A 22,772-nucleotide genomic window follows, 5' to 3' on the forward strand; every position below is an offset into this window, starting at 1 on the left:
TAGCTAATGGGACTGTGCGGACGTAATGTCCGCGTTACAAATGTTTCGAATACGTAGCTAAATCTTTATCACCACGTCCTGATAGACAAACCACCACTACGTTTTCTGGCTTGAGGTTCATCTTCGACAAAGCGGCCAGCGCGTGAGCTGATTCCAGCGCGGGAATAATGCCTTCGAGTTTACTTAGCTCAAAACCAGCCTGTAATGCTTCGTCGTCGGTAATGGCGTAAAAATCACCACGACCCGAATCAAACAGGTGTGCGTGAAGAGGGCCAATACCCGGATAATCCAGACCGGCTGAAATAGAGTAGGGCTCTACAACCTGCCCATCTTCGGTCTGCATCAGAATGGTGCGACTCCCATGCAGAACGCCAGGTTTGCCAAGTGCCGTTGTCGCTGCCGAATGACCCGACGTAACGCCCTGACCCGCAGCTTCAGCCGCAACCAGACGTACCGACGGCTCGTGCAGGTAATGGAAAAAAGCACCAGCCGCGTTGCTACCCCCGCCTACACAGGCCACTACGTAGTCAGGATTTTCACGACCCGTTTTGGTAAAAAGCTGTTTTTTGATTTCTTCGGAAATGACGGATTGAAACCGCGCAACCATGTCGGGGTAGGGGTGAGGTCCAACCACCGAACCGATGATGTAATGCGTATCAACGGGGTTATTAATCCAGTGACGCATGGCTTCGTTGGTAGCATCTTTCAGCGTCTGGCTCCCCGACGTAGCGGGCACAACCGTAGCGCCCAGCATCCGCATCCGGTCGACGTTGGGTTTTTGACGCTCCATGTCGATGCTACCCATGTACACAATGCATTCCAGACCCATCAGTGCACACACGGTTGCTGTAGCCACGCCATGCTGACCGGCTCCGGTTTCAGCCACGATGCGTTTCTTGCCGAGCCGCTGCGCCACCAAAATCTGACCAATCGTGTTATTGACCTTATGAGCTCCTGTATGGCACAAATCCTCGCGTTTCAGATAAACCGTCGCGCCAACCTGTTCGGAAAGCCGTTTGGCCAGAAACAAAGGTGTTGGCCGGCCAACGTAATCCTCCAGCAATTGCCAGAATTCAGCCTGAAATCCGGGGTCGGCAATGATATTGAGATAGTTCTGCCGTAGTTCCTCTACGTTCGGATACAGCATTTCGGGAATAAACGCGCCACCGAAATGGCCGTAAAATCCTCTATCAGATACCTCAAAAGAGGTTTGGGGTTCGAGCGTGGTTTGCATAATTGTTAATGCTTCACTAAGCGTAATCCTAGAGCGGAAAGATGATCGAAGTCGTTATCGGTGGTGTGGAGTTCCATATCCAGATACAAGGCCGTCGCAGCTATCCAAATATCATTTTTGCCCATGTTACGGGCTGATGATTTGAGTGGAATTGTTTTGAGTTTCCCCTGACTAAACGCATCGATTTGGGCATAGACTAGTGTTATATCTAGTTCTATATCGGCAGTCGGGTAATCACTGATAATACTGTCTTTGCGCCTTACTTTTTGAATACCCCAGTCCGATTTTAATGCAAGTGCTTCTAATTCACCAACAACTACAATTGGTACAACAAGCCGAGAAGGTACTGGTAAATCCTTACGGATGATGTCAATTAACAGATTGGTATCGTATATCATTTACGGTTTTTCTCTTCTTCTAAAATCTCATCCATCCGTTGATTCTCTTCATCCGAGAATTTAATTCCGAAACGTAATGGCTCTTTCGGAGAAACGGCGTCCAAAAACCGCTCAACTCCCCATCGTTTAATATCGCTGGGCTTGTACACGTTTGAACCCCGCTCTTTAATAGTCGGAATGTGTTCTAACTCTTCTGCTTTCGTCGTTTCCATCAGCGTTGTTGTTTAGTTAGTTAACAAGATTGGAGCGGCAAAAAGTTGATCAAACCGTTTCTTCTTCTTCAATCGGACGCACTCGGTTGATCAGCTCTTTTACTTTCGCTACGTCTTTCACGCCCGGTGCGATTTCGACCTGACTGTTTACGTCGACGCCGTACAGTTTCATGCCTTTCAACGTATCGAGTTGGCTCAGGTTATCCAGTCCGATGCCCCCACTGATGAAAAACGGCTTTTCATTATCGTAGCGACTCAGAATTGTCCAATCGAACGTAACGCCGTTGCCGCCGGGCTGATCGCCTTTAGCGTCGAACAGGAAAAAGTCGCACTGGGCTTTAAAGTTGTTCAGCATCGAAAAGTTGAACGACTCATCCACCCGAAACGCTTTGATGATATTGATACCCCGGTTACGCAGGCTGCGGCAATACTCTGGCGTTTCGTTACCGTGCAACTGAACGTATTGAAAATCGTATTTCTTAACGGTACGTAAGATGTAATCAGGGCTTGCGTTCACAAATACGCCCACCTTCCGAATCGACCGGGGAAGGGCTTTAACAACGGCTTCATCTAACTCTTCGCCAACAAAGCGCGGTGACTGGTCGTAGAAGATAAATCCCACAAAGTCAGGCCCAAGGGCGGCAATCTCTTTCAGGTTGTCAGCATCACGCAGACCGCACACTTTGATTTTCATGGCTTGTACAAGTTAAATTGACAAAGTATTGTTTAGATTAAATTGAGAAACCAAGGTCGCCAACGCCTGTGCGGGATCGTCAGTTTTCATAAAGGCTTCTCCAATCAAAAACCCATCAAAACCGGCACGAAACAAAGTGCGCATGGTTTCGGCATCGTGCAGGCCACTTTCTGTGATTTTGGCAAACGTATCGGGAATGCGCTCGACCAGACGTAACGACGTGTCAATGGACGTAGTAAAGTCCTTCAGGTTACGATTATTCACGCCTACCAGATCAAGATTGGGATTCAGGCTACGTTCCAACTCGTCTTCATCGTGTACCTCTAGCAGCACCTGCAAGCTCAAATCATGCGCCTGCATACTTAACTCGGCCACTTCTTCGGGCGTCAGGCAGGCGGCAATGAGTAGTACTACGTCGGCGCCCCAGGCTTTGGCTTCGAGAAGCTGGTAACGGTCAACTATAAAATCCTTACGTAGTATCGGCGTTTCGGGATTGGCGAGTCGGGCCGCCTGTAAATCAGCGGGTGTACCGCCAAAAAAAGGCTCATCGGTTAGCACTGACAACACAGCCGCGCCCGCCCGGACGTAGCCCTGGGTGGTTTCCGTTACGTCGGCCTTATCGTTTATAATGCCTTTGGATGGGGATTGCCGTTTAAATTCTGCAATGATACCCGTCGAGCGAAAGCTCTGAACGGCATCGCGTGCTGATAAACAATGCCGCATAAAGTGAGGCATCTGCTCCAGTGCAGTTATAGGCGTGGCTTCCCTGCGTTGGGCTACTTCAATTCGTTTCTGGGCAATAATACGGTCAAGAATTGTCATTTCAGTTGAATGAAGAATGTTTGATGTATAATGAATGATAACCTTTTAGGAGATCTTATTTCTAAAAAGTAACTGTCTCAATACACGTTATACATTATTCATTTTGCATTATTCATTATCCAATCAATTTCTTAAAACTTGCCAGTGCCCGGCCGCTTTCCAGCGATTCGCGCGCTACGTCTACGGCTTCTTCCCGCGTAGTTGCTTTCCCTGCCGCCAATAAAGCCATTGCTGAATTAGCAAGAACTGCCTGTTTCTGAGCGGACGTTGCTTCGTCGTTCAATACGTTCATGAATATCTGAGCCGATTCGTCGAGGGTATGGCCACCTGCCAACGCGTCTGCTGCCAAGGTAGTCATGCCTAATTCGCTCGGTTCCAGAATCTGCTCGGTCTGGTTGCTGATAACTTTAAACGGCCCCGTCAGCGAGATCTCGTCGTAGCCATCCAGCGTGTGCAGAATCATAAAACGTTTATCGGTTTGCTGATAAAGGTACGCATATAATCGCGCCAATTCAAGGCTGAACACCCCAACGAGCTGCTTTTGAGGCTTTGCGGGATTGATCATCGGCCCCAGCACGTTGAAGAATGTCTTTACGCCCAAGTCCTTCCGAATCGGTGCTACGTTCTTCATAGCCGGGTGAAACAGGGGGGCGTGTAGAAAACAAATGCCCGCCGTTTCCATTTTGCGCTGCAACTCGCCTACATCATTGGTGAACTTGTAACCAAGCCGTTCCATAACCGTCGATGACCCTACCAGCGACGATACGCCGTGATTGCCGTGTTTGGCCACGCGCTGACCCGCCCCGGCCACTACAAAAGACGACAGCGTAGAGATATTAAACGTGTCTTTTCCGTCGCCCCCCGTGCCGCAAAGGTCCATTGGGTCGTAGGCGGCTAAATCGACGGGCAGACAGAGTTCGAGCATGGCGTCGCGAAAGCCTTCGAGTTCTTCCAGTCGCAGGCTGCGCATCATGTAAACGGTTAAAAACGAAGCTATTTGAGCCGCATTGTATTCGCCCCGTCCAATGCCCAGCAGCACTTCACGCGCCTGTTCTTTGGTGAGGTATTTGTATTCAAAAAGATGATTTAAGATTGCTTTCATAGTTAATACAAGTCGAATGGGCTAAGGAGTTTTTCGGGTAAGACGTAGCATTTGAAAAGCGCCTTTTTGAAAATGATAATCAACATTCAGAATATCCGCCTGAATTCCATTCTGCTGACAATCAGCGAAAACGCTGGATAAATAAGGCGATGGCTGACCATTCAGTGAAATAATCGGGAAAATGCGAACGTCGTTTGCCAGGCGGGTTAATTCCCGAATAGATTCCAGATGAAACGATTCTGGTAGCTGTTCAGAATACAGAAAAAGCAGATGCGAACACAACACTACGTCGAATGAACGATCGGAAAAAGGTAACGTAGGTAACGAAACAGGCAGATACCGCTGTTCCTGTAAGCCTTGTTCATAATCGCTCAGGAACAGAGCCATTGCGTTCATCCGTTCACGGGCTACCGATTCAATATCGCGAAAGATTGTCCAGTTATACTGTTCTGAATGCGTTGCCAACTGTTCGGTAATCGTCTTGTATGTAGCATCAATACGTTGTTTTAGATCAGTCGTTGAGAAAACATAAATTGGATCGACAGATACTATATTGTACCCGGCCCCCGTCATTTCGGCATTAACACTCGCAGGTCCATCGCCTACACCCAGCATCCGTTTGGTCAAATCAGTACTCGTGAGGTCAAACATCCGTTGATACTCACTCAATGTTCGACCCCAGGGGACAACTTCCGCCAGTTTCATATCGACAACCAGTTTTCAATCATTTTCACGCCGTTTTCGGTCAGAACCGATTCTGGGTGAAACTGTAGCCCTCGCACGTCGTAACGGGTATGCGATAAGCCCATAACGCGACCGTGCTCATCGATGGCCGTGATACGTAGTTCGTCGGGCATTGAGTCGGGAACGACAGTCCAGGAATGATAGCGGCCGACGTTTAACTCATCGGGAATGTCCGTAAAAAGTTTTTCGGAACGGTCGGTGATGGCGGCTTTGTGGGCGACACCATGCAATACGTCACCGAGGTTTTCCAGGCGGGCGCCGTACACTTCACCGATGCCCTGATGACCCAGACAAATTCCCAGAATGCTTTTCGTAGGGCCGTATTCACGTACCAAATCCTGCATGATACCTGCTTCAGACGGAATACCTGGGCCCGGCGAAAGCATGATTTTGTCGTATTGCCCGACATCTTCAAGCGCAATTTTGTTGTTCCGAATGACATCTGGTTTCATGCCTAGCTCTCGCAGGATGTACACTAGATTGTAGGTGAACGAATCGTAATTATCTAGGACTAGAAGTCGCATTTTAGTGATGAGTTATAATGGATGAACGATGAGTGATTTAAAGGTTTTACCTGGCAATTCATCGTTTATCGTTCAAATAGATTTCGCTTGATCAAGTGCTGTTCGTAAGGCGGCCAGTTTGTTGTGAACTTCCTGTAATTCACTTTCTACCACCGACTTCGCTACAATACCGGCACCGGCCTGATAGTATAACGTATTGTCTTTGCTCATAAATGTCCGGATCATGATAGCGTGATTAAACTCGCCGTCGAAACCCATGTATCCAATGCTGCCGGAGTAAAAACTGCGGCTTATATTTTCGTACCGATCAATGAGTTGCATCGCCATGTGCTTGGGGGCGCCCGATAACGTACCAGCCGGGAAGGTTTCAGCCACGATTTGCAGCGGGTCGGCGTTTTCGGTCAGATCACCAACAACTTTCGAAACGAGGTGAATCACGTGCGAATAGTATTGGACTTCTTTAAACGTTTCGACGTTCACTACGTCACAGTTGCGGCTGAGGTCGTTACGTGCCAGATCAACCAGCATGACGTGCTCAGCCGATTCTTTCGGGTCGTCGTAAAGCTTCTGAGCTAGTTCGGCATCGTGAACATCGTCGCCCGTGCGCCGGAACGTACCAGCGATGGGGTAAATAGTTGCCTGTCGATTTTTGATAACAATCTGTGATTCAGGCGAGGAGCCGAATAGTTTGTAACTGCCGTAATCGAAATAAAACAGGTACGGTGAAGGATTCAGCGAACGTAGCGCTCGGTACACATTAAATTCGTCGCCCTGAAACGGCGTTGAAAACCGGCGCGATAGAACAATCTGGAAGACATCACCCCGCTGGCAGTGGTCTTTCCCTTTTTGAATAACCGCCCGAAACTCATCGTCCGTAAAGTTTGATTGCTCAGGGCCAGACGGACTGAACGAATACGTCGGATAGTTACGGCTCGTAATCAGGTCGCTGATGTAGTCGAGGCCGTCCGTTGTTTCGGCGTTTTCGGATTCCGTTACGTTATCTGGAAGATAGCTATGCTCAAAGAGATAGAGTTCGTCTTTGAAGTGGTTGATAGCCAGAACGTAGCGATACACCGTAAAAACTGCCGCCGGAATTTGATTTTCGGTCGGGACGTGAGCCTGTAACGTAATGTCTTCGAAACCCTGCACCGATGGAAAACCGAAGTAGCCGAACAAGCCATTGGTAATAAACGGAAACGGGGCTTTCTCGTGCTTGAAACTGTCTTTGAACGTCTGCAATGCATCCCGCATGGCTTGCACAGGCAGTTCCCGAGTTTGCTCAGATTGACCCGGTAATTGTGTGGTTAACCGACCTTTATCATAAGAAAACCGGGCTACTGGATCGAAAGCGATGTACGAAAAACTGTTATCGTTGCCGTGGTAATCCGAGCTTTCGAGCAGAATGCTGTTCAGAAACCGGTCGCGAATACGCAGGTAGATGCTTACGGGCGTAATGATGTCGGCCAGCATCCGCTTGTGGCGGCTGACGACGCGGTAGGTGGGGGTTTTGAGGTCGATAGTCATAAATCGTTTGTTTGGTCCCGACAGGCTCCGGCCGTCGGTGTAGTTACTGGGTTATCGCTACCGCGATGCCGACAGCCGGAGCCTGTCGGGGCCTAGCCAAAAAAATAAGGCTCACCGGGATGACGGTGAGCCTTTAGAAATTGTGCTGGTAAACAACAATAGCGGCAACCCTCATCCCAACGTAGGAGAGTGCCACCACCAAATCATGTTTACCGTATTATTCATGTCTTTCTTAGAATCTGTTTGTGCTGGTCGGGGTGGCGGGATTCGAACCCACGACCTCTACGTCCCGAACGTAGCACGCTACCAGGCTGCGCTACACCCCGCATTGAGGCCACAAAGATAAAGCGTTTGTTTTATTCCGAACAAGAGCTAAAAATTTTTTCTAAAAGAAATTACATTTCCAGCATGCTGATACGAATGCTTTTGTTCTCGGTCAACTCGAATGACGATTGGTCGAAATCAGGCGGGCCCATAAGCATCGTTACGTTCGAAAAGCCAAACGGTTCGCTGGGTATCTGACCTGAGAAATCCAGTTTGTTATTTGCATTAAGATCCTGATAGGCTCGAACAGCATATCGACCAGGGGCTAATCCTTCGAAAACAACACTAATTTCCCCCGAGGGCGTTACGTCCGCCGATTTGTTCTGTTTGGATTCGCCCCGAAAGGTTGATGCATTATCCGCTAAACCAATGTAAAGTTTTCCGGTACGATTGTTTACGTTGTGGACAACAACCGTAAGCGAATAAGTTTTAGTCGCCGTTGCCGACGTAGCGGGTGTAGTTTGCTGAGCGATGGTCAGATTTGAAAAAAATACCAATAGGCTGAGGGCGATAAGCGTTTTCATTGTCTGCATTGTTTTTGGTTCGACAGCACAAACATATAAGCCGCAACCAGTACCTGGCAACGTAGTGGGACAAATAGCACGAATTTGGGGCAAATGGTATGTTTGGGGCGATAAACAAGCTTTTTAGGGCTGTTCAGAGAAGAAACTTAACCGAGATTCAGGGTCAAATTGCCGCTTTTTGTGTACCGGATTTCTTCCTCGGCCAGCATCTGCCGCACAATTTGCGCGAGTGCGTCAGCGTCGGTTTGCGCGAAGTGATGGGCAAGCTGTTTTGGCGATACGCCGGGTCCGTTGGCGAGTGCTACGTATTCGCGCACCTGCTCCCGAAAAGCCGCCGTTACGTTCTCGGTCTTCTTTTTCTTTTTCAAACAATTGTCGCAGATGCCGCAGGCTTCACCGGGTTTTTCGCCGAAATAAGCCTGCAAAAGTCGGGTGCGGCATTGGGTAGCGTGTTCGGTGTAAATGGTGGCGGCCTGCACTTTACGTAGCGCCAACTCTTTCCGGCGATTTAGCTCTGCTACGTTCACCGGCAACGATTTTGCATCAATGCGGGGCGTCAGAAACGTGAGTTGGGGTTTGTCTTTCTGCTTTTCGTAAATCACTACGTTACGCTGGTGAAGCTGCTCCAGCATGTTCTCGATTTCGCCCTGATTCATGAGGTACGTACGGGCCAGCGTCGATTCTGAAATCGTAACGAAATCAGTGAATAACTCGCCACCATACAAACGTAGCAACAGTTTCAGAAACGAATCGAAGCGCGGATTCATTACCTGAAATTCGTATAACTGGCGGTTATCCAGCACAATAGCTAGTCGCGATGGGTGAAAGAAGTTTTCGGTTAGCTGAATAAAGCCTTCCAGTTGCAATTGCTTCAGGGCGTAGTGCGTTTCCTGCGGAGGCAAACTAAATGTAGCCGTAAACGCGCCCATGTCGAAGTCGTAGCTGCTGAATTCGCCACCACCAACGGGCAGGGCGGTATAATTGGCCAGTGCCTGATAAACCCGACGTAGCATCTCAACGGGCTGGTAAAGCTGCTCGGTTCGGAACCGTAAATTCTCTAAATCATTTGGCGTATAAAGCATTACGGCGTACGATTTCTGCCCATCGCGTCCTGCCCGACCTGCTTCCTGGTAATACGCTTCGAGCGAATCTGGTACGTCGAGGTGAACCACAGACCGCACATCAGGTTTATCGATACCCATCCCGAAAGCATTGGTCGCCACCATGACCCGCGTTTTGTCCTGAATCCAGGCATCTTGTTTGTCGGCCCGTTGTTGTGTTGTCAGGCCAGCGTGATAATAATCGGCGGAAATGCCCTGTTTTACAAGCCACTGCGCGATCTGCTGGGTTTGTTTTCGGCTACGTACATACACCACCGCGCAACCCGGTACGTTGTGCAGAATACGTAGCAACCGGGTTTCTTTTCCTTCTTCCAGAACCGCCGAATACGACAGATTTGGTCGCGCAAAAGTCTGTTTGAAAATTTGGGGTGTTCGTAATGTCAGTTTATCGACAATATCGGCCTGTACATCGGGCGTGGCCGAAGCTGTCAGCGCAATAACGGGCGTATCTGGAATAAGCTGACGAAACTCCGCGATTTGTAGGTAGGGCGGCCTGAAATCATATCCCCAGGCCGAAATACAGTGCGCTTCATCGACCGCTAACAGGTTCACCGTCATTTGTTTGACGCGCTCAATGATAATTTCAGTACGTAAACGTTCGGGCGATACGTAGAGAAATTTAAGGTTTCCGTAGATGCAGTTGTCTAGGGTTGTATCAATTTCGCGGTAGTGCATCCCGGAGTAGATCGCGGCTGCTGGAATGCCTCGTTTACGGAGTTGCTCCACCTGATCTTTCATCAGGGCGATGAGTGGCGTAACAACAATGCAGACACCCCTGGTAGCCAAAGCCGGTACCTGAAAACAGATTGATTTACCACCGCCTGTCGGCATCAGTACCAGTACGTCCTGACGTTCCAGCACGGCATTTACTACGTCCTCCTGCTGCGGCCGGAAGGTCGAGTAGCCCCAAAATTGCTGTAAAATCTGCTGGACAGTCAAGGTAAAATCAGTCGAGTGTTAATAGTTGGTACGTAGCACGGGTGACCACTCACGCTACGTGCAAATTTACAGCGTAGAAAAGACAAATCGGAAACGTAGCGGTTTACGTTTATACGGACAGACTCAACCAAGAGCACAAAAAGTTATGATTCAGAAAGTTATTAAAACAGATGAAGAGTGGCGTCAGCTACTTACGCCCGAGCAATATCGGGTAACGCGCACAAAAGGAACCGAGCGTCCTTTCACAGGCGAATACTGCGAAGCACACGACCCCGGCATTTACGCCTGCGTCTGCTGCGGCACCGAATTATTCGAGTCGACAACAAAGTTTGAGTCGGGAACGGGCTGGCCGAGTTTTACGGAACCCATTGAGGAAGAGCGCATTCGTCTGGAAAAAGATTTCAGTTACGGGATGATTCGGGTAGAAGTATTGTGCAACGTTTGCGATGCACATTTAGGACACGTTTTCAACGACGGACCGGCGCCAACCGGAATGCGCTATTGCCTGAACTCCGTAGCGTTGGTGTTGAAACGAACGGCTGATTCTCATTAAATTCTAATCTAAAAATAGGATTGAGATTGCCGAGTTAAGCGAATCGTTTGCCATATTGCCTTGCTTTTTTTGCTGTGACGCAGAGACACACGGAGTAAACACGAAGATTCGCTGAGAATTTTTCTTTGCGTATCACTGTGGCTTCTCTGGTCCTCTCTGCGTCACAATACTTTATCACTGATTTGCAGCATGAATCATTGGGTGTTGAGGGGCATTTGGGGAATCGTTGGATTCATCGTGGCGATAAACAACGTAACGGCGCAAAAAACAGGCGAAACAGCGCCGTATTCGGTAATTGGAACACCGGCCTATGGCCCTCGAATCGTATATTATAAAGACGAACATAACGCGCTTACAACGGTTCCGGCTCCCGAAAGTTTCCTGAAAAAGACCGACGCCAATGGTCGACTTGCTGCGCCTACTGCCCAATTTATCGTTACGTATACCAATTTTACAACCGAGGCAAAACAGGCTTTTCAATACGCAGTAGATATTTGGTCGAGGCTAATCAGTTCACCCGTACCCATCCGCATTCAGGCGAATTGGATTTCCGATACACCCAACGTATTAGGTTCGGCAGGGCCAGCGTCGTACCGCTATAATTTTGATGGGGGACAGCGGGCGAATGCTTTTTACCCTATTGCGCTGGCGGAAAAAATTGCCCGACGTGAACTGAATGCGCCCGAAGAAGCTGACATCATCGCCAATTTTAACCGAAATAATGACTGGTATTTCGGTACGGATAGCAAAACGCCCAAAGGTCAGACCGATATGGTGACCGCCGTGCTGCACGAACTAGCGCACGGACTCGGATTTATTGGCTTCTTCAGGGTTGTTGGCGATAATGGACTTTATACCCAGGCACTTGCGTCTATCTATGATCAATTCATCGAAACCGGGCAGGGGAAGCGGCTGGTTACGTCGACAAAGGATTTTCCAAATGATTCGGAAGAGTTAAAACTGCAATTGGCCGGACATAATCTGTTTATCAACGGCACTACGTTGAAACAGGCAACCGGCGACCGGGCGAAGGTGTATGCCCCCTATGATTTCGACCCGGCTGCCAGCGTTTACCACCTCAATGAAGATACGTATCCGCCCGGAAACGTCAATTCGCTGATGACACCCATTTTAGCACAAGCCGAAGTCATCCACTCGCCGGGGCCAATTGTCATGAATTTTCTGGCCGATATGGAATGGAAAACGACGTCGGTTCTGCACGAACCGATTATTGGTAGTGAAGATCCTACCGACCTTGTTTTCAGTTCGCGCGTTATCAGCGATACTACGTTAACAGCCGGTTCGGTACGTTTGTATTACCGGAAAACGCAGCCTACGGCGAAGGATTCCGTTTTTACGACCGTTACGCCCACGCAGGTTGGAACCACCAACGAATATCGGTTTACACTTCCAGCATCGCAGGCTACCGGCGATATCTGGTATTATTTTTCGGCAAAAGATGGTCTCGGACGCACATTCACCAATCCGGGTAAACTCGTTAGTGGCACGCAATTGCTTTACCATACACAATCGGGCCCTGACAACGTAGCACCGACGATCCAGTTTTTACCCACTAAAAATTTCATTTTTGCCACCAACGCCGTTGACAGCTTGCCAATTTATTCACGGATTAAAGACAATCGAGCAGGTATCAGCGCGGCTTACGTAGAATACAAAATCAACGGTGTAGCACAACCCAATCTGAATCTGAAGTTTACCAAACTCACGATCAATAACCTTACGTACGACAGCATGTACGTGAATCGTATCACTTTCCCGGCAAATTCGCTGAAAGCAGGAGATAAGATTACGTATCGAATTGTGGCTGTGGATATGTCGAAGGCGAAAAATCAGACTTTCAGTCCGGCCAGCGGTTTTTATGAAATTCCAGTTCTGGCTCCCCGAGCCGCTCGTGATCAATATATTACTACGTTCAGCGACGCTACGTCAGCCAGCGATTTTATTGGGTATGGTTTTAGTGTTACGACGGCTGCTGGTTTCAGCGATCCGGCCATTCATTCGGAACACCCGTACCGAAATGGGGCCGATTTTAAGGCGCAGAGTAATTATGAATACGTGCTGTTATCGCCGATACGCATCAAAGCAAATCCCGACAGCGCCGTTGTTCGTTTCGACGAAATTGTGCTGATTGAACCCAGCGAACCCGGCAGTAAGTTAGGAGACGCCAACTTCTATGACTACGTAATTGTGGAAGGTTCATCTAATAACGGACTGACCTGGAGGCCTTTAGTCGATGCGTACAGTTCGCGGGATAAAACGGAGTGGTTAAACGCTTACAAGGCGAGTATTGTGGCCGATAATTCAACCACAGTCGGCGTGCCGGCTCTGTACCGACGTCGTGAGATTCCTTTACTCAAACAAGGCAGTGCTTTTAAAGCCGGCGACCAAATTTTGATTCGATTTCGGATGTACGCCGATCAACTATCGTACGGTTGGGGCTGGGCCATTGATAATCTGCGGATTCAGGTGGCCCCTCCGGCTATTGTTCTGGCTGAAGAACCAACACGTAACGCTACGTTTTCGCTGTATCCCAACCCGGTCAATGGTGGTTCGATACGTATCGTTGCCGATTTACCGAACGTAGTATCTGAAGTACATCTTAGTCTGATGGGGTTGTCAGGACAAGCCATTCGTCAGCAGACGCTGAAAATAAGTGGTTCTCGGGTGAATGAGCTGGTTGATGTGAGTCAGTTACCAACGGGGCTTTATTTCCTGCAACTGAAAGCAAATGATCTGATACTTACTCAAAAGGTTCTGGTTGCTGATTGACGACGTATGAAGGTTCTGCTCTACCTGTTTATTCCGCTCCTGCTTATCGGCTGTTCGCCCGCCCAACGTATCGGCCGTGCGTTACGTACCCAGCCTATTTATACGGATCATTTTACGGGCGTAGCATTGTATGACCCGGTTCGGCAGAAGCGATTGATTCAGCACAATGCCGATAAACCGTTTACCCCTGCGTCTAATACCAAGCTATTCAGTTTCTACGCCGGTCTCGTGTCGTTACGTGATTCGCTGCCGGTGCTACGTTACGTTGTGAATGGTGATTCACTGATTTTCTGGGGAACCGGCAATCCGCTACTGCTCCATCCTGATCTGCCCGATACAACCGCGCTTGCGTTTCTGCGGAATCGCGCTGAAAAACTGTTTTTTTCTGCTGACAACTACAAAGGACCACGCTTTGGGGCGGGATGGGCCTGGGATGATTATAACGACGATTATTCGGCAGAACTGGCACCGATGCCCATCTACGGCAACGTGCTACGTTTCCCCAAAGGAAAATTGTTGTCGACCCAGATTAAGCCGCGTCAGTTTGCGGATAGCGTTCGTGTAATAGCTGGTGGCAAAACAGGTGGCGTACGTCGGATGGAGTTTGCGAATCAGTTTACGCGTATGACGGACGTACAAAATTCCCGTCAGGACGTACCGTTTCGCTGGTCGCCGGGGTTAGTTGCTCAGTTACTGAGCGATACGTTACGTAGACCGGTGGGTCTTGTCAATCGATCTGTTCCGGTAAACACGATCCTGCTACGTGGACCTTCTGCCGATTCACTCTATAAACGAATGCTTCATGTGAGTGATAATCAATTTGCCGAGCAGATTCTGTTCATGATTTCGGCGGAACGTAACACGTCGATGCTGGAGCCTAGTGCTGAATTGCGTCGAATTGCCGACAGCCTTCGATTAACAACGCCGGAAGGACGTAACGTGGCCAGGTGGGTCGATGGATCGGGCTTGTCGCGCTACAATGTGTTCACGCCAAACGTATTGATTGACTTACTGATCAAAATTTACGCGCTCGTTCCGCAACAGCGATTGTTTACGTTGCTTCCCGCGGCTGGTCAATCCGGTACGTTACGTAGCATGGGTACGAGCGAGAAACCCTACATATTTGCCAAATCTGGTTCGATGACAGGCGTATATAATCTCAGTGGATACGTACTGACGAAACATGATAAATTGCTCTATTTCAGTATCATGCACAACAATTTTACGCAGTCAGTAAGTGAGATGCGCCAGCGAACAGCAGCCTTACTTAAAGAAATTCACGACAAGTTTTAGCTTATGAGATTATAAGCTACTGGTAGCTACAGTGATGAATACATAGGCTGATTGCCAACTAGATTTGAATCGCCGTGTCGATTTGTTATTTTAGCTGTTTACTTACTCCACAAACCATAATGATACGTTCTTTACAAGTTATTCTGATTTCGCTACTGGTCGCTTGTAGTAGTATTGTCCAGGCTCAGAATAAAGGATTTAGTCCTGTCAGGAAAGGAACTGCGCCTGCAGGAACTGAAAGACGCCTGGCGCTGGTAGTGGGCAACAAAGATTATGTGCGGCCCGATGCACGGCTTACCAATCCGGGTAATGATGCTGACAGCATGGCCGCAGCGCTCGAAACGCTGGGTTTTACGGTCATAAAAAAGAAAAACCTCGACTACCGCAACTTAACAGCCAGTATTGATGACTTCGGACGGCAGTTGAAAGGCTATGACGTAGGGCTGTTCTATTATTCGGGTCACGGTTTGCAACAAAATGGCGAAAATTACCTCGTGCCGACTGACGCCAATATGAACAGCGCTACGGAAGTAGATTACCACTGCGTACGGTTTGGGCGCGTGTTTGGCACTATGGAAGGTTCGGGCAGCAAAGTAAATCTGGTGTTGTTGGATGCCTGCCGGAATAACCCGTTTCCGAAAAGCACCAGCCGGGCACTAGCCAGTGGACTCACTATTCCTCGCAACCCACCCGGTAGTTTTGTGGCCTACTCCACCCGTGAAGGAAATACCGCCGACGATAATCCTTCGTCGCGCAACGGGCTATTTACCGCTGAACTTCTGAAACATCTTCGGGAACCGGGGCTGGGCTTGCGGTCGATGATGGACCGAACGATTGCGGGCGTACGTAAACGGTCGGGCGGCAACCAGATTCCGGGTCGGTACGATGAGCTGGAAGGCGACTTTGTATTTGTGGTGCCAGCCTCAGCCGCTGTTGAGCAAAAGCCCGATGCCAGTGTTGCACCCGTAGCCGATAAACCGGTGTCAAAACCTATGACCAAGGAACCAGCTAAAGTGACACGAGAAGCCGCTACCGGCGATATCAATCAGCTAAAGGCAGACATGATGCGCTATCAGCGGAAAAAAAACGTGTTTCTCGGCGTAGCAGCAGCAGCCCTTATAGCTGGTGGAGCCACCTACCTGATTGCGAACGGCAAATACAACTCCTACACCAGTGAAGTAATCCAGCGCAACGCTACGTATACCAATCAATATGCAACTATTTATCCCGGTCAGGCGCCCCCGTCCGGTGATTTGCTAACTCCCCTTTCGAAAGGGTCATATATGGGCAGCTCCCTGGCTATAGCCGGTGGGGCAGTAGTAGGAAGTGCTATAATGTGGGTAGTGAGTAACAGTGCGGGGCGTCGGTATCGAAGCATTCGACAGCAGGTAGGCTCACTTTCGGCAATCAAGCCTATGTATGACCCAGCCCAGCAATGGGGTGGACTATCACTGGCGCTTACGTTCTAGGTTTCTGGCTTTAGTATTATGAAAATCAATTACCTATCACTCGTCCTGATTTGTGCAGTTGGCTTACTGACCTGTACTAAAGAGCTGGCCCCTTTAACGAACGCAGAATTCAAGATTCAGAACGGGGGCTGTGAAGCTCCCTGTGAGGTGAGTTTCACGGGTCCGTCGGGAGATGACCTGCGTTACCGCTGGGATTTTGGCGATAATACCACCAGTAGTGAACAATCGCCCAAGAAGACGTATGCTACTGCCAATAACTATATCGTGAAACTGGTTGTGACAGGTTCAGGCGGCAGCGCCATTAGCAGTCAGAGTCTGAGTATAAAACAAAATCCTAATACCCGGCAATACCTGACGGGTGTTTCATATGCTTCCATGACCCTGGTGAAGGGTGGTACTTTCCAGATGGGAGATACTAGAAATGAAGGGCTTGCTGATGAAAAGCCGGTTCATCAGGTAACAGTGAGTGATTTTTTTATGGGCCAGTATGAAGTAACGCAGCAGCAATGGAGGGCCGTTATGGGTAGTAATCCATCTTCATTTACTGGCTGTGATGATTGCCCGGTAGAACAGGTGTCCTGGGATGACGCGCAGCAATTTCTTCAGAAAATTAATCAGCAGCGCTCTTCAGGTACGCCAGCGTTTCGATTACCTACCGAAGCTGAGTGGGAATATGCTGCCGGAGGTGGGGCGATTTCCAGCCGAAGTCGCTTTGGCAATGGAAAAGACATCGCTAATCCAGCCGAAATAAACTTCGTTGGGAGTGCAGAGTTTAAACAACCTTATTCCGTTGAAGGCGTTTATCGGGCCAAAACCATAAAAGTGGGCAGTTTTGCCCCAAACGGATTGGGTTTGTATGACCTGAGCGGAAATGTTTGGGAATGGTGCTCGGATTTGTATGCGAACTACACCAGTGCTGCAGTAACAAATCCTACTGGTGCCGCTAGTGGCACAAACCGAATATTCCGGGGTGGAGGCTGGCGCAATGCATCTCAGGACAATCGGAACACGTATCGGTTCAATTATCTTCCCTCGCTCCGGTCCCATGATTTAGGTTTCCGCATCGTTTGCTCGGCTCAGTAAGCTTAAACAGTCAACCAGATTTCGGTTGATAAGCGAAGTTTTAGTTTAAACGATTTGTGTTTGGCTTCATTTTCTTTTCCAGAATCACAGTTCCCGTTTACGTTAAGTATCTTTCATCACTGGATAAGATAATTTCTGAATTGCCTAAATTCAGATACAGACGAATTGATTATAATATAAAAATATTATACAATTGCAGAATTATATAATATTTGTATTATAATCGACACATCCATGACAAGACAAAACAAGCACAAAACGCTTCGTCTGTTCGCCTTACATGAATTTATCCAGCTTTACTTTACCAAGTCTGACTGGCTTAAAATCGGCTATCTGACCGACAATCTTGAGTTAATTGAAGACCACCCGCGCCTGCTCCGTAGTCTGGACTTTAAAGATGATGACTATGAGGGGAATAGCTTCCAGGTCTTATCAAAATTGATCAGTGAGAACGTGGGAAATTTGTATGAAATAGAGCGATTCATCGAAGCCAAAAAACAAACGTTACACCAACGTTCCGCCGGAATACCTGAGTTCATATCAACCGTACATACGCGGCAACCCGAACGGGTCATTACGTTCGCGCCTGATGTTTTCCGCATTCCCGATAAAGCGGTCGAAAGCAACGTACTATCGGTGATGATGCCATTTGATGGGAAGTTTTCGGGGACGTACACGGCCATACGTAACGTTTGCCAGAAGTTACGCGTAGAATGCCGACGAGCTGATGACATTTGGGATAACAGCATACTGATTCAGGACGTATTCGACCTGATTTTTACCTCAAAAGCTGTTATTACCGACTTCACCGACCGGAATCCGAACGTATTTTACGAAACGGGCGTAGCGCATGCGCTTGGCAAACTGGTTATTCCCATTACGCAATCGGTGGCCGATATTCCATTCGATTTGCGCCATCATCGGGCATTAACGTATCTGCCCAATACGGAAGGCTTACAGAAATTGGAAAAGGATTTAGAGCGGAAACTCATGAAAGTGTTCAGCTAACGTAGCGTAATTGTTGAAGCTGGCTTAAAAAGCAACTTCCCGAAACAGGAACCTGCTCCGGGAAGTCTTTGCAAAACACTACGTTAGTCTGCTATGTTAATTCAAACCAAAAGCAGACAACGTAACGAATTCATTTACACGGGCTTGAATTTCGTCCTGCGTGAGGTTCATGATACGTTCGGCGCCGAATTTCTCTACGCAGAACGACGCCATCGCCGAACCGTAAATAATGCCTCGCTTCATGTTATCGAACGATATATCATCCGTTTTGGCCAGGTGGCCAATAAAACCGCCCGCGAACGTATCGCCAGCGCCGGTTGGGTCGAATACTTCTTCGAGGGGAAGCGCGGGCGCAAAGAAAGTACGTCCCTCGCTGAACAATAGCGCACCGTGTTCGCCTTTCTTGATAATAACCGTTTTTGGCCCCATCGACTGGATTTTCGCGGCTGCTTTCACCAGTGAATAATCGCGGGTAAGCATTCGGGCTTCCTCATCATTCAGTACCAATACGTCAACCCGCTTCAGCAAATTCAGCAGGTCGTCATTCGCAATCTCGATCCAGAGGTTCATCGTATCGAGCACGATCAGCTTTGGGCGGTTTTGCAGCCGGTCGATCACCATACTCTGAATGGCTGGTGCCGTGTTACCCAGCATCAAATATTGACAATCTTGATACGAATCGGGAATGGCTGGATTGAAGTTCTCCATTACGTTCAACTGCACTTCCACCGTATCGCGACTGTTCATGTCGTTATGGTATTTCCCCGACCAGAAAAACGTCTTCTCGCCTTTCCGAATCTCCAATCCTTCGGTATTGACACCGTGTTGTTCCAGGTCGTCAATCATCGACTGCGGGAAATCGTCGCCCACCACGGCAACCAGATTATTTTCCTTCACGAAATAGGACGCCGACAGGGTAATATACGTAGCGGCACCACCAATAATTTTGTCAGTTTTGCCAAATGGGGTTTCCAGCGCGTCGAAGGCAACGGAACCAACGGTCAATAAGCTCATTTTTTGTTTGTTTTACGTTCCTGTGAAACCTGGAACAATTTTTACTTTTTCCGCCCAATGACTGGGCAGCGTTTAAATGGTTTGGTCTGATCAAATAAATAGCGGTACGTAACGTGAGTTTTGACAATTTTCGATCCAAGCTGGCTTACGAAACGTACCATGATCGGATTAAAATCGCCAACCCAGTTCATTTCCAGCTCAGTATATTGAAAATCTGGGTTATGGTCGGCTTCGTGCGGCATACGTAACGCGATGGCCGCTTCCACACCCTTGCCCTGATGTTCGGGTGATACGCCGAAAACCACGCCAAATGCTTTATGATTGGTTCTCAATAGCATATGCCACAAAAATTTCAGCTTGCCAATCAGATTGAGTTTGCCGTTTACGTGCTTAAATACCTGATTCAATTCGGGTAAGCACACGAAAAAGGCAACGGGCTCGTCGTGGAAGTAAGCGAAATAGATAATTTTTTCGTCGAGAACGGGCTTCAGCTTCTGCATCAGCAATTGCGCCTGTTCCGCCGACATTTCTTTCACGCCACTGTGCCCGCCCCAGGCTGCATTATAAATATGCCGAAACTGCTCGGCCGCAGCGGGCAGATCTTTTTTGTCAATCGTCCGAAAGCTGTACTCTGGATTTTCGTAGATACGTTTCGCGCGATCCTTCACCGCCTGCGACATTTCCGTCAGTTTCGACCAGGTGGTTGGAATGCCGAACGTAAACTGTTTGAAATAATCTTTAAAGCCGTAATCTTCGAAAAAAGGAACGTAGTACGGCTTTGTATACGGCATGCAGTAATTCGGCTCCCGGTCGAACCCGTCAACCAGCAAACCCCACCAGCGGTCGCGGTCGCCGAAATTGATGGGGCCGTCCATCGCTTCCATGCCCTTTTGCTGAAGCCATGATTTTGCTACGTCGAAAAGGGCAAAAGCGGCTTTCTGATCATCGATACACTCGAAAAAACCGACACCTCCCGTTGGCTGATCGTTGTCCAGATTGGCGATTTCGTAATCAACAAAGGCCGCGATACGTCCGATCGTTTCGTTTTTATCATTTAGCAGCAGGTAGCGGATACACTCGCCGTTTTTGAACCGTTTGTTACGTGCCGGGTCGAACACTTCCTCTAAGTCGGCATCGAGCGGGCGTATCCAGCACGAATCTCCACGATAGAGACGTACCGGAAACTGAATAAATTCTTTCTGATGGGTGACGTTAGTGCCTACCTCAACGAGCTGCATTACAGATTAATCGATGGTCAGTGACGAAAACAAAACGCGAATATAGGCAAAAGCATCCGGCCAGTACGTCAGGCAACTGTTTTCCGCCGAACAATCCTTAACTTCGCGACCGCCTTCTGGCTTCTACTTGTTTATGCATACGGAACTGCAAACGTCCCGGCTTACGATGCGCCCCGTTCAGCAAACGGATTTTGATATCCTGCAAACCATTCTGACTGACAGGTTTGTCCGGCGTTATTTGTGCGACGACCAAATTCTACCGCCCGACGAAATTCAGGAATTTATTTCGACCAGCGAGCAAACGTTCGACGAGGGAGATTATGGTTTGTGGCTGTTGCATGAGCAATTAAAAAACATGGTAATTGGATTTGCTGGCCTGTGGTCTTTTTTTGAAGAAACCCAGCCACAATTGCTGTATGCGCTTTTGCCCGCCTTCACACGGGAAGGTTACGCCACCGAAGCCTCGAAAGCAGTCATTGATTATTGTTTCAATAAACTCTCTTTTCCCTATATCGACGCAAGTTTCGATGAACCCAATATTGCCTCGCTACGGGTTGCTGAACGTCTGGAAATGACATTTCTTAAAAAGGAGTGGATAAATGAGAGTCCTGTTTTGTTCTATCGAAAAGTAAATTCCGCTGTCGCATGACACAACCGCTTCATTTATATAATACGCTTTCCCGCAAAAAAGAACTGTTTGAACCACTGAATCCGCCCTACGTCGGTATGTACGTCTGCGGCCCGACTGTTTACAACTACGTTCATTTGGGTAATGTCCGTACGTTTCTGACGTTCGATACGCTGTATCGCTACCTGACATTTATTGGCTACAAAGTTCGCTACGTTCGCAACCTGACCGACGTTGGGCACCTCGTCGGTGATGGCGATGAGGGTGAAGACAAAATCGGGCGGATGGCCAAGCTGGAAAAAGTGGAACCGATGGAAATCGTGCAGCGCTTTACGAACGATTTTCATAACGTAATGGCGCAGTTCAATACACGGCCGCCAAGTATTGAGCCAACGGCTACGGGCCACATGGTCGAGCAGATTGAGGCTGTTCAAACGTTGTTGGGCAAAGGATTGGCTTATGAGTCGAACGGGTCGGTTTATTTTGACATCGAAACGTACAACAAGCGTGGAGGCAATTACGGCAAACTATCGGGCCGGATTCTGGACGACCTGCTGAACGAAACCCGCGAACTAGACGGTCAATCCGAAAAACGTAGTCCCCTCGACTTTGCTATCTGGAAACGCGCTTCGCCTGAGCATATCATGCGCTGGAACTCGCCCTGGGGCGAAGGATTTCCTGGCTGGCATTTGGAGTGCTCCTGCATGAGTACCAAATACTTAGGCAAGCAATTTGACATTCACGGCGGTGGTATGGATCTGAAATTTCCGCACCACGAATGCGAAATTGCGCAGGGCGACGGTTTAACTGGCGTTGATCCGGTACGTTACTGGATGCACTCGAACATGCTGACCGTCAACGGCCAGAAAATGTCAAAATCGTTGGGGAATTCGTTTTTGCCCGCCGAGTTGTTTGCGGGTAGTCATCCTCTGCTTGACCAGGCATACAGCCCCATGACAGTACGTTTCTTCATGCTTCAGTCGCACTACCGGAGTACGCTCGATTTCTCGAACGATGCGCTGAAAGCCGCCCAGAAAGGTTATCGTCGCCTGGCTAACGGACTACGTATCATCAAGGAAATGACGTATCAAGGCGGGGAAGGTGAGCCTGATGAAGCAAAACAAAACGAAATTCGACAAGCCGTTCAGCAATTCTACGAGGCAATGAACGACGACCTGAATACGGCCGTTGGCATTGCGCAATTGTTTACCATGCTGAAATACGTGAATATGCTCTACCTAAATCAGCTCCAGGCATCGACGCTGGGTGAAGAAGTCTTTACGTTGCTGAAAGAGTCGTTTGTTACATTCATGCAGGACGTACTGGGGCTACTTGAAGAAGGTACATCTAATCAGCCCGTTCTGGAAGGTTTACTGACGCTTTACCGAGAATACAAAGAGCAGCGGCAATACGACAAGGTTGATCAGATTCGTTCATATTTCAAAGCGCAGGGACTGGCAATCAAGGACATGAAACACCAGATCGACTGGGCGTATGAAGAGTAATATTCATGCCAGAATATAGTTCAATCGTA

Annotated in this window: 21 protein-coding genes and 1 tRNA gene; 8 read left to right on the plus strand and 14 right to left on the minus strand. The window is 48.6% G+C overall.

Going from position 1 to position 22,772, the window contains the following annotated elements:
- Positions 1 to 34: 34 nt before the first annotated feature.
- The 12 genes from trpB to ACYVF1_RS20845 form a co-directional block, all read right to left on the minus strand.
- Positions 35 to 1,234 carry a tryptophan synthase subunit beta gene (gene trpB / locus ACYVF1_RS20790; RefSeq protein WP_461082429.1) on the minus strand — a complete coding sequence of 400 codons (1,200 nt, stop codon included), beginning with the start codon at positions 1,232 to 1,234 and terminating at the stop codon, positions 35 to 37.
- 5 nt (positions 1,235 to 1,239) lie between these two features.
- Complete coding sequence (locus tag ACYVF1_RS20795) at positions 1,240 to 1,632, minus strand: PIN domain-containing protein (protein ID WP_461082431.1); 393 nt, start codon at positions 1,630 to 1,632, stop codon at positions 1,240 to 1,242.
- Positions 1,629 to 1,844, minus strand: coding sequence for a hypothetical protein (locus ACYVF1_RS20800; protein WP_461082433.1), 216 nt, complete (start codon positions 1,842 to 1,844; stop codon positions 1,629 to 1,631). The genes ACYVF1_RS20795 and ACYVF1_RS20800 overlap by 4 nt, the downstream gene beginning before the upstream one ends.
- Before the next feature lie 49 nt (positions 1,845 to 1,893).
- A complete protein-coding gene (locus ACYVF1_RS20805) occupies positions 1,894 to 2,538 on the minus strand; it encodes a phosphoribosylanthranilate isomerase (RefSeq protein WP_461082435.1) in 645 nt (214 codons plus the stop codon).
- Positions 2,539 to 2,550: 12 nt separating this feature from the next.
- Complete coding sequence (gene trpC, locus ACYVF1_RS20810; protein ID WP_461082437.1) at positions 2,551 to 3,360, minus strand: indole-3-glycerol phosphate synthase TrpC; 810 nt, start codon at positions 3,358 to 3,360, stop codon at positions 2,551 to 2,553.
- Between the two features lie 115 nt (positions 3,361 to 3,475).
- Positions 3,476 to 4,462: an anthranilate phosphoribosyltransferase gene (gene trpD, locus ACYVF1_RS20815; protein WP_461082439.1), complete on the minus strand. Its 987-nt coding sequence runs from the start codon at positions 4,460 to 4,462 to the stop codon at positions 3,476 to 3,478.
- A gap of 21 nt (positions 4,463 to 4,483) precedes the next feature.
- Positions 4,484 to 5,167 carry an SAM-dependent methyltransferase gene (locus tag ACYVF1_RS20820; protein ID WP_461082441.1) on the minus strand — a complete coding sequence of 228 codons (684 nt, stop codon included), beginning with the start codon at positions 5,165 to 5,167 and terminating at the stop codon, positions 4,484 to 4,486.
- A complete protein-coding gene (locus ACYVF1_RS20825; RefSeq protein ID WP_461082443.1) occupies positions 5,164 to 5,730 on the minus strand; it encodes an anthranilate synthase component II in 567 nt (188 codons plus the stop codon). Before ACYVF1_RS20825 ends, ACYVF1_RS20820 begins: the two co-directional genes overlap by 4 nt.
- Positions 5,731 to 5,802: 72 nt before the next feature.
- Positions 5,803 to 7,254 (minus strand): anthranilate synthase component I family protein, encoded by a 1,452-nt coding sequence (locus tag ACYVF1_RS20830; RefSeq protein ID WP_461082445.1) that lies wholly within the window; start codon positions 7,252 to 7,254, stop codon positions 5,803 to 5,805.
- 249 nt (positions 7,255 to 7,503) lie between these two features.
- Positions 7,504 to 7,580 (minus strand) — tRNA-Pro (locus ACYVF1_RS20835).
- Between the two features lie 69 nt (positions 7,581 to 7,649).
- Positions 7,650 to 8,102 carry a DUF2141 domain-containing protein gene (locus tag ACYVF1_RS20840; protein ID WP_461082447.1) on the minus strand — a complete coding sequence of 151 codons (453 nt, stop codon included), beginning with the start codon at positions 8,100 to 8,102 and terminating at the stop codon, positions 7,650 to 7,652.
- A 146-nt stretch (positions 8,103 to 8,248) separates the two neighbouring features.
- Positions 8,249 to 10,162, minus strand: coding sequence for a RecQ family ATP-dependent DNA helicase (locus ACYVF1_RS20845; protein WP_461082449.1), 1,914 nt, complete (start codon positions 10,160 to 10,162; stop codon positions 8,249 to 8,251).
- Positions 10,163 to 10,307: 145 nt separating this feature from the next.
- Between ACYVF1_RS20845 and msrB the strand changes: the two genes are divergently transcribed.
- The 6 genes from msrB (at position 10,308) to ACYVF1_RS20875 (ending at position 18,358) form a co-directional block, all read left to right on the plus strand.
- Entirely contained in the window at positions 10,308 to 10,715 is a 408-nt protein-coding gene (gene msrB / locus ACYVF1_RS20850; protein WP_461082451.1) for a peptide-methionine (R)-S-oxide reductase MsrB, read from the plus strand.
- Positions 10,716 to 10,904: 189 nt separating this feature from the next.
- Positions 10,905 to 13,505, plus strand: a complete 2,601-nt coding sequence (locus ACYVF1_RS20855; protein WP_461082453.1) for a T9SS type A sorting domain-containing protein — start codon at positions 10,905 to 10,907, stop codon at positions 13,503 to 13,505.
- 6 nt (positions 13,506 to 13,511) lie between these two features.
- Complete coding sequence (locus ACYVF1_RS20860) at positions 13,512 to 14,798, plus strand: D-alanyl-D-alanine carboxypeptidase (protein ID WP_461082455.1); 1,287 nt, start codon at positions 13,512 to 13,514, stop codon at positions 14,796 to 14,798.
- Between the two features lie 119 nt (positions 14,799 to 14,917).
- Positions 14,918 to 16,267, plus strand: coding sequence for a caspase family protein (locus ACYVF1_RS20865; protein WP_461082457.1), 1,350 nt, complete (start codon positions 14,918 to 14,920; stop codon positions 16,265 to 16,267).
- Between the two features lie 18 nt (positions 16,268 to 16,285).
- Complete coding sequence (locus tag ACYVF1_RS20870; RefSeq protein ID WP_461082459.1) at positions 16,286 to 17,350, plus strand: SUMF1/EgtB/PvdO family nonheme iron enzyme; 1,065 nt, start codon at positions 16,286 to 16,288, stop codon at positions 17,348 to 17,350.
- Positions 17,351 to 17,584: 234 nt separating this feature from the next.
- Positions 17,585 to 18,358 carry a hypothetical protein gene (locus tag ACYVF1_RS20875; RefSeq protein ID WP_461082461.1) on the plus strand — a complete coding sequence of 258 codons (774 nt, stop codon included), beginning with the start codon at positions 17,585 to 17,587 and terminating at the stop codon, positions 18,356 to 18,358.
- 96 nt (positions 18,359 to 18,454) lie between these two features.
- On the opposite strand, the gene ACYVF1_RS20880 is transcribed toward ACYVF1_RS20875, so the two are convergent.
- Both ACYVF1_RS20880 and ACYVF1_RS20885 read right to left on the minus strand, forming a co-directional pair.
- A complete protein-coding gene (locus ACYVF1_RS20880) occupies positions 18,455 to 19,372 on the minus strand; it encodes a PfkB family carbohydrate kinase (RefSeq protein WP_461082463.1) in 918 nt (305 codons plus the stop codon).
- 41 nt (positions 19,373 to 19,413) lie between these two features.
- On the minus strand, positions 19,414 to 20,610 hold the full coding sequence (locus ACYVF1_RS20885; RefSeq protein ID WP_461082465.1) for a hypothetical protein: 1,197 nt from the start codon (positions 20,608 to 20,610) through the stop codon (positions 19,414 to 19,416).
- Positions 20,611 to 20,743: 133 nt separating this feature from the next.
- Between ACYVF1_RS20885 and ACYVF1_RS20890 the strand changes: the two genes are divergently transcribed.
- Both ACYVF1_RS20890 and cysS read left to right on the plus strand, forming a co-directional pair.
- Positions 20,744 to 21,259 carry a GNAT family N-acetyltransferase gene (locus tag ACYVF1_RS20890; protein WP_461082467.1) on the plus strand — a complete coding sequence of 172 codons (516 nt, stop codon included), beginning with the start codon at positions 20,744 to 20,746 and terminating at the stop codon, positions 21,257 to 21,259.
- A complete protein-coding gene (gene cysS / locus ACYVF1_RS20895) occupies positions 21,256 to 22,743 on the plus strand; it encodes a cysteine--tRNA ligase (protein ID WP_461082469.1) in 1,488 nt (495 codons plus the stop codon). Before ACYVF1_RS20890 ends, cysS begins: the two co-directional genes overlap by 4 nt.
- The last annotated feature ends 29 nt before the right edge of the window (positions 22,744 to 22,772 follow it).

It is taken from the genome of Spirosoma flavus (assembly GCF_054778555.1).

Excerpts from the sequence above, each read along its gene's own strand:
- msrB (WP_461082451.1), top strand. The coding sequence starts at position 10,308 with ATGATTCAGAAAGTTATTAAAACAGATGAAGAGTGGCGTCAGCTACTT.
- trpB (WP_461082429.1), bottom strand. The coding sequence starts at position 1,234 with ATGCAAACCACGCTCGAACCCCAAACCTCTTTTGAGGTATCTGATAGA.
- ACYVF1_RS20820 (WP_461082441.1), bottom strand. The coding sequence starts at position 5,167 with ATGAAACTGGCGGAAGTTGTCCCCTGGGGTCGAACATTGAGTGAGTAT.
- ACYVF1_RS20875 (WP_461082461.1), top strand. The coding sequence starts at position 17,585 with ATGACAAGACAAAACAAGCACAAAACGCTTCGTCTGTTCGCCTTACAT.
- trpD (WP_461082439.1), bottom strand. The coding sequence starts at position 4,462 with ATGAAAGCAATCTTAAATCATCTTTTTGAATACAAATACCTCACCAAA.
- ACYVF1_RS20870 (WP_461082459.1), top strand. The coding sequence starts at position 16,286 with ATGAAAATCAATTACCTATCACTCGTCCTGATTTGTGCAGTTGGCTTA.
- ACYVF1_RS20825 (WP_461082443.1), bottom strand. The coding sequence starts at position 5,730 with ATGCGACTTCTAGTCCTAGATAATTACGATTCGTTCACCTACAATCTA.
- ACYVF1_RS20865 (WP_461082457.1), top strand. The coding sequence starts at position 14,918 with ATGATACGTTCTTTACAAGTTATTCTGATTTCGCTACTGGTCGCTTGT.
- ACYVF1_RS20805 (WP_461082435.1), bottom strand. The coding sequence starts at position 2,538 with ATGAAAATCAAAGTGTGCGGTCTGCGTGATGCTGACAACCTGAAAGAG.
- ACYVF1_RS20795 (WP_461082431.1), bottom strand. The coding sequence starts at position 1,632 with ATGATATACGATACCAATCTGTTAATTGACATCATCCGTAAGGATTTA.
- trpC (WP_461082437.1), bottom strand. The coding sequence starts at position 3,360 with ATGACAATTCTTGACCGTATTATTGCCCAGAAACGAATTGAAGTAGCC.
- ACYVF1_RS20830 (WP_461082445.1), bottom strand. The coding sequence starts at position 7,254 with ATGACTATCGACCTCAAAACCCCCACCTACCGCGTCGTCAGCCGCCAC.
- ACYVF1_RS20885 (WP_461082465.1), bottom strand. The coding sequence starts at position 20,610 with ATGCAGCTCGTTGAGGTAGGCACTAACGTCACCCATCAGAAAGAATTT.
- ACYVF1_RS20860 (WP_461082455.1), top strand. The coding sequence starts at position 13,512 with ATGAAGGTTCTGCTCTACCTGTTTATTCCGCTCCTGCTTATCGGCTGT.
- ACYVF1_RS20840 (WP_461082447.1), bottom strand. The coding sequence starts at position 8,102 with ATGAAAACGCTTATCGCCCTCAGCCTATTGGTATTTTTTTCAAATCTG.
- ACYVF1_RS20855 (WP_461082453.1), top strand. The coding sequence starts at position 10,905 with ATGAATCATTGGGTGTTGAGGGGCATTTGGGGAATCGTTGGATTCATC.
- ACYVF1_RS20880 (WP_461082463.1), bottom strand. The coding sequence starts at position 19,372 with ATGAGCTTATTGACCGTTGGTTCCGTTGCCTTCGACGCGCTGGAAACC.
- cysS (WP_461082469.1), top strand. The coding sequence starts at position 21,256 with ATGACACAACCGCTTCATTTATATAATACGCTTTCCCGCAAAAAAGAA.
- ACYVF1_RS20890 (WP_461082467.1), top strand. The coding sequence starts at position 20,744 with ATGCATACGGAACTGCAAACGTCCCGGCTTACGATGCGCCCCGTTCAG.
- ACYVF1_RS20800 (WP_461082433.1), bottom strand. The coding sequence starts at position 1,844 with ATGGAAACGACGAAAGCAGAAGAGTTAGAACACATTCCGACTATTAAA.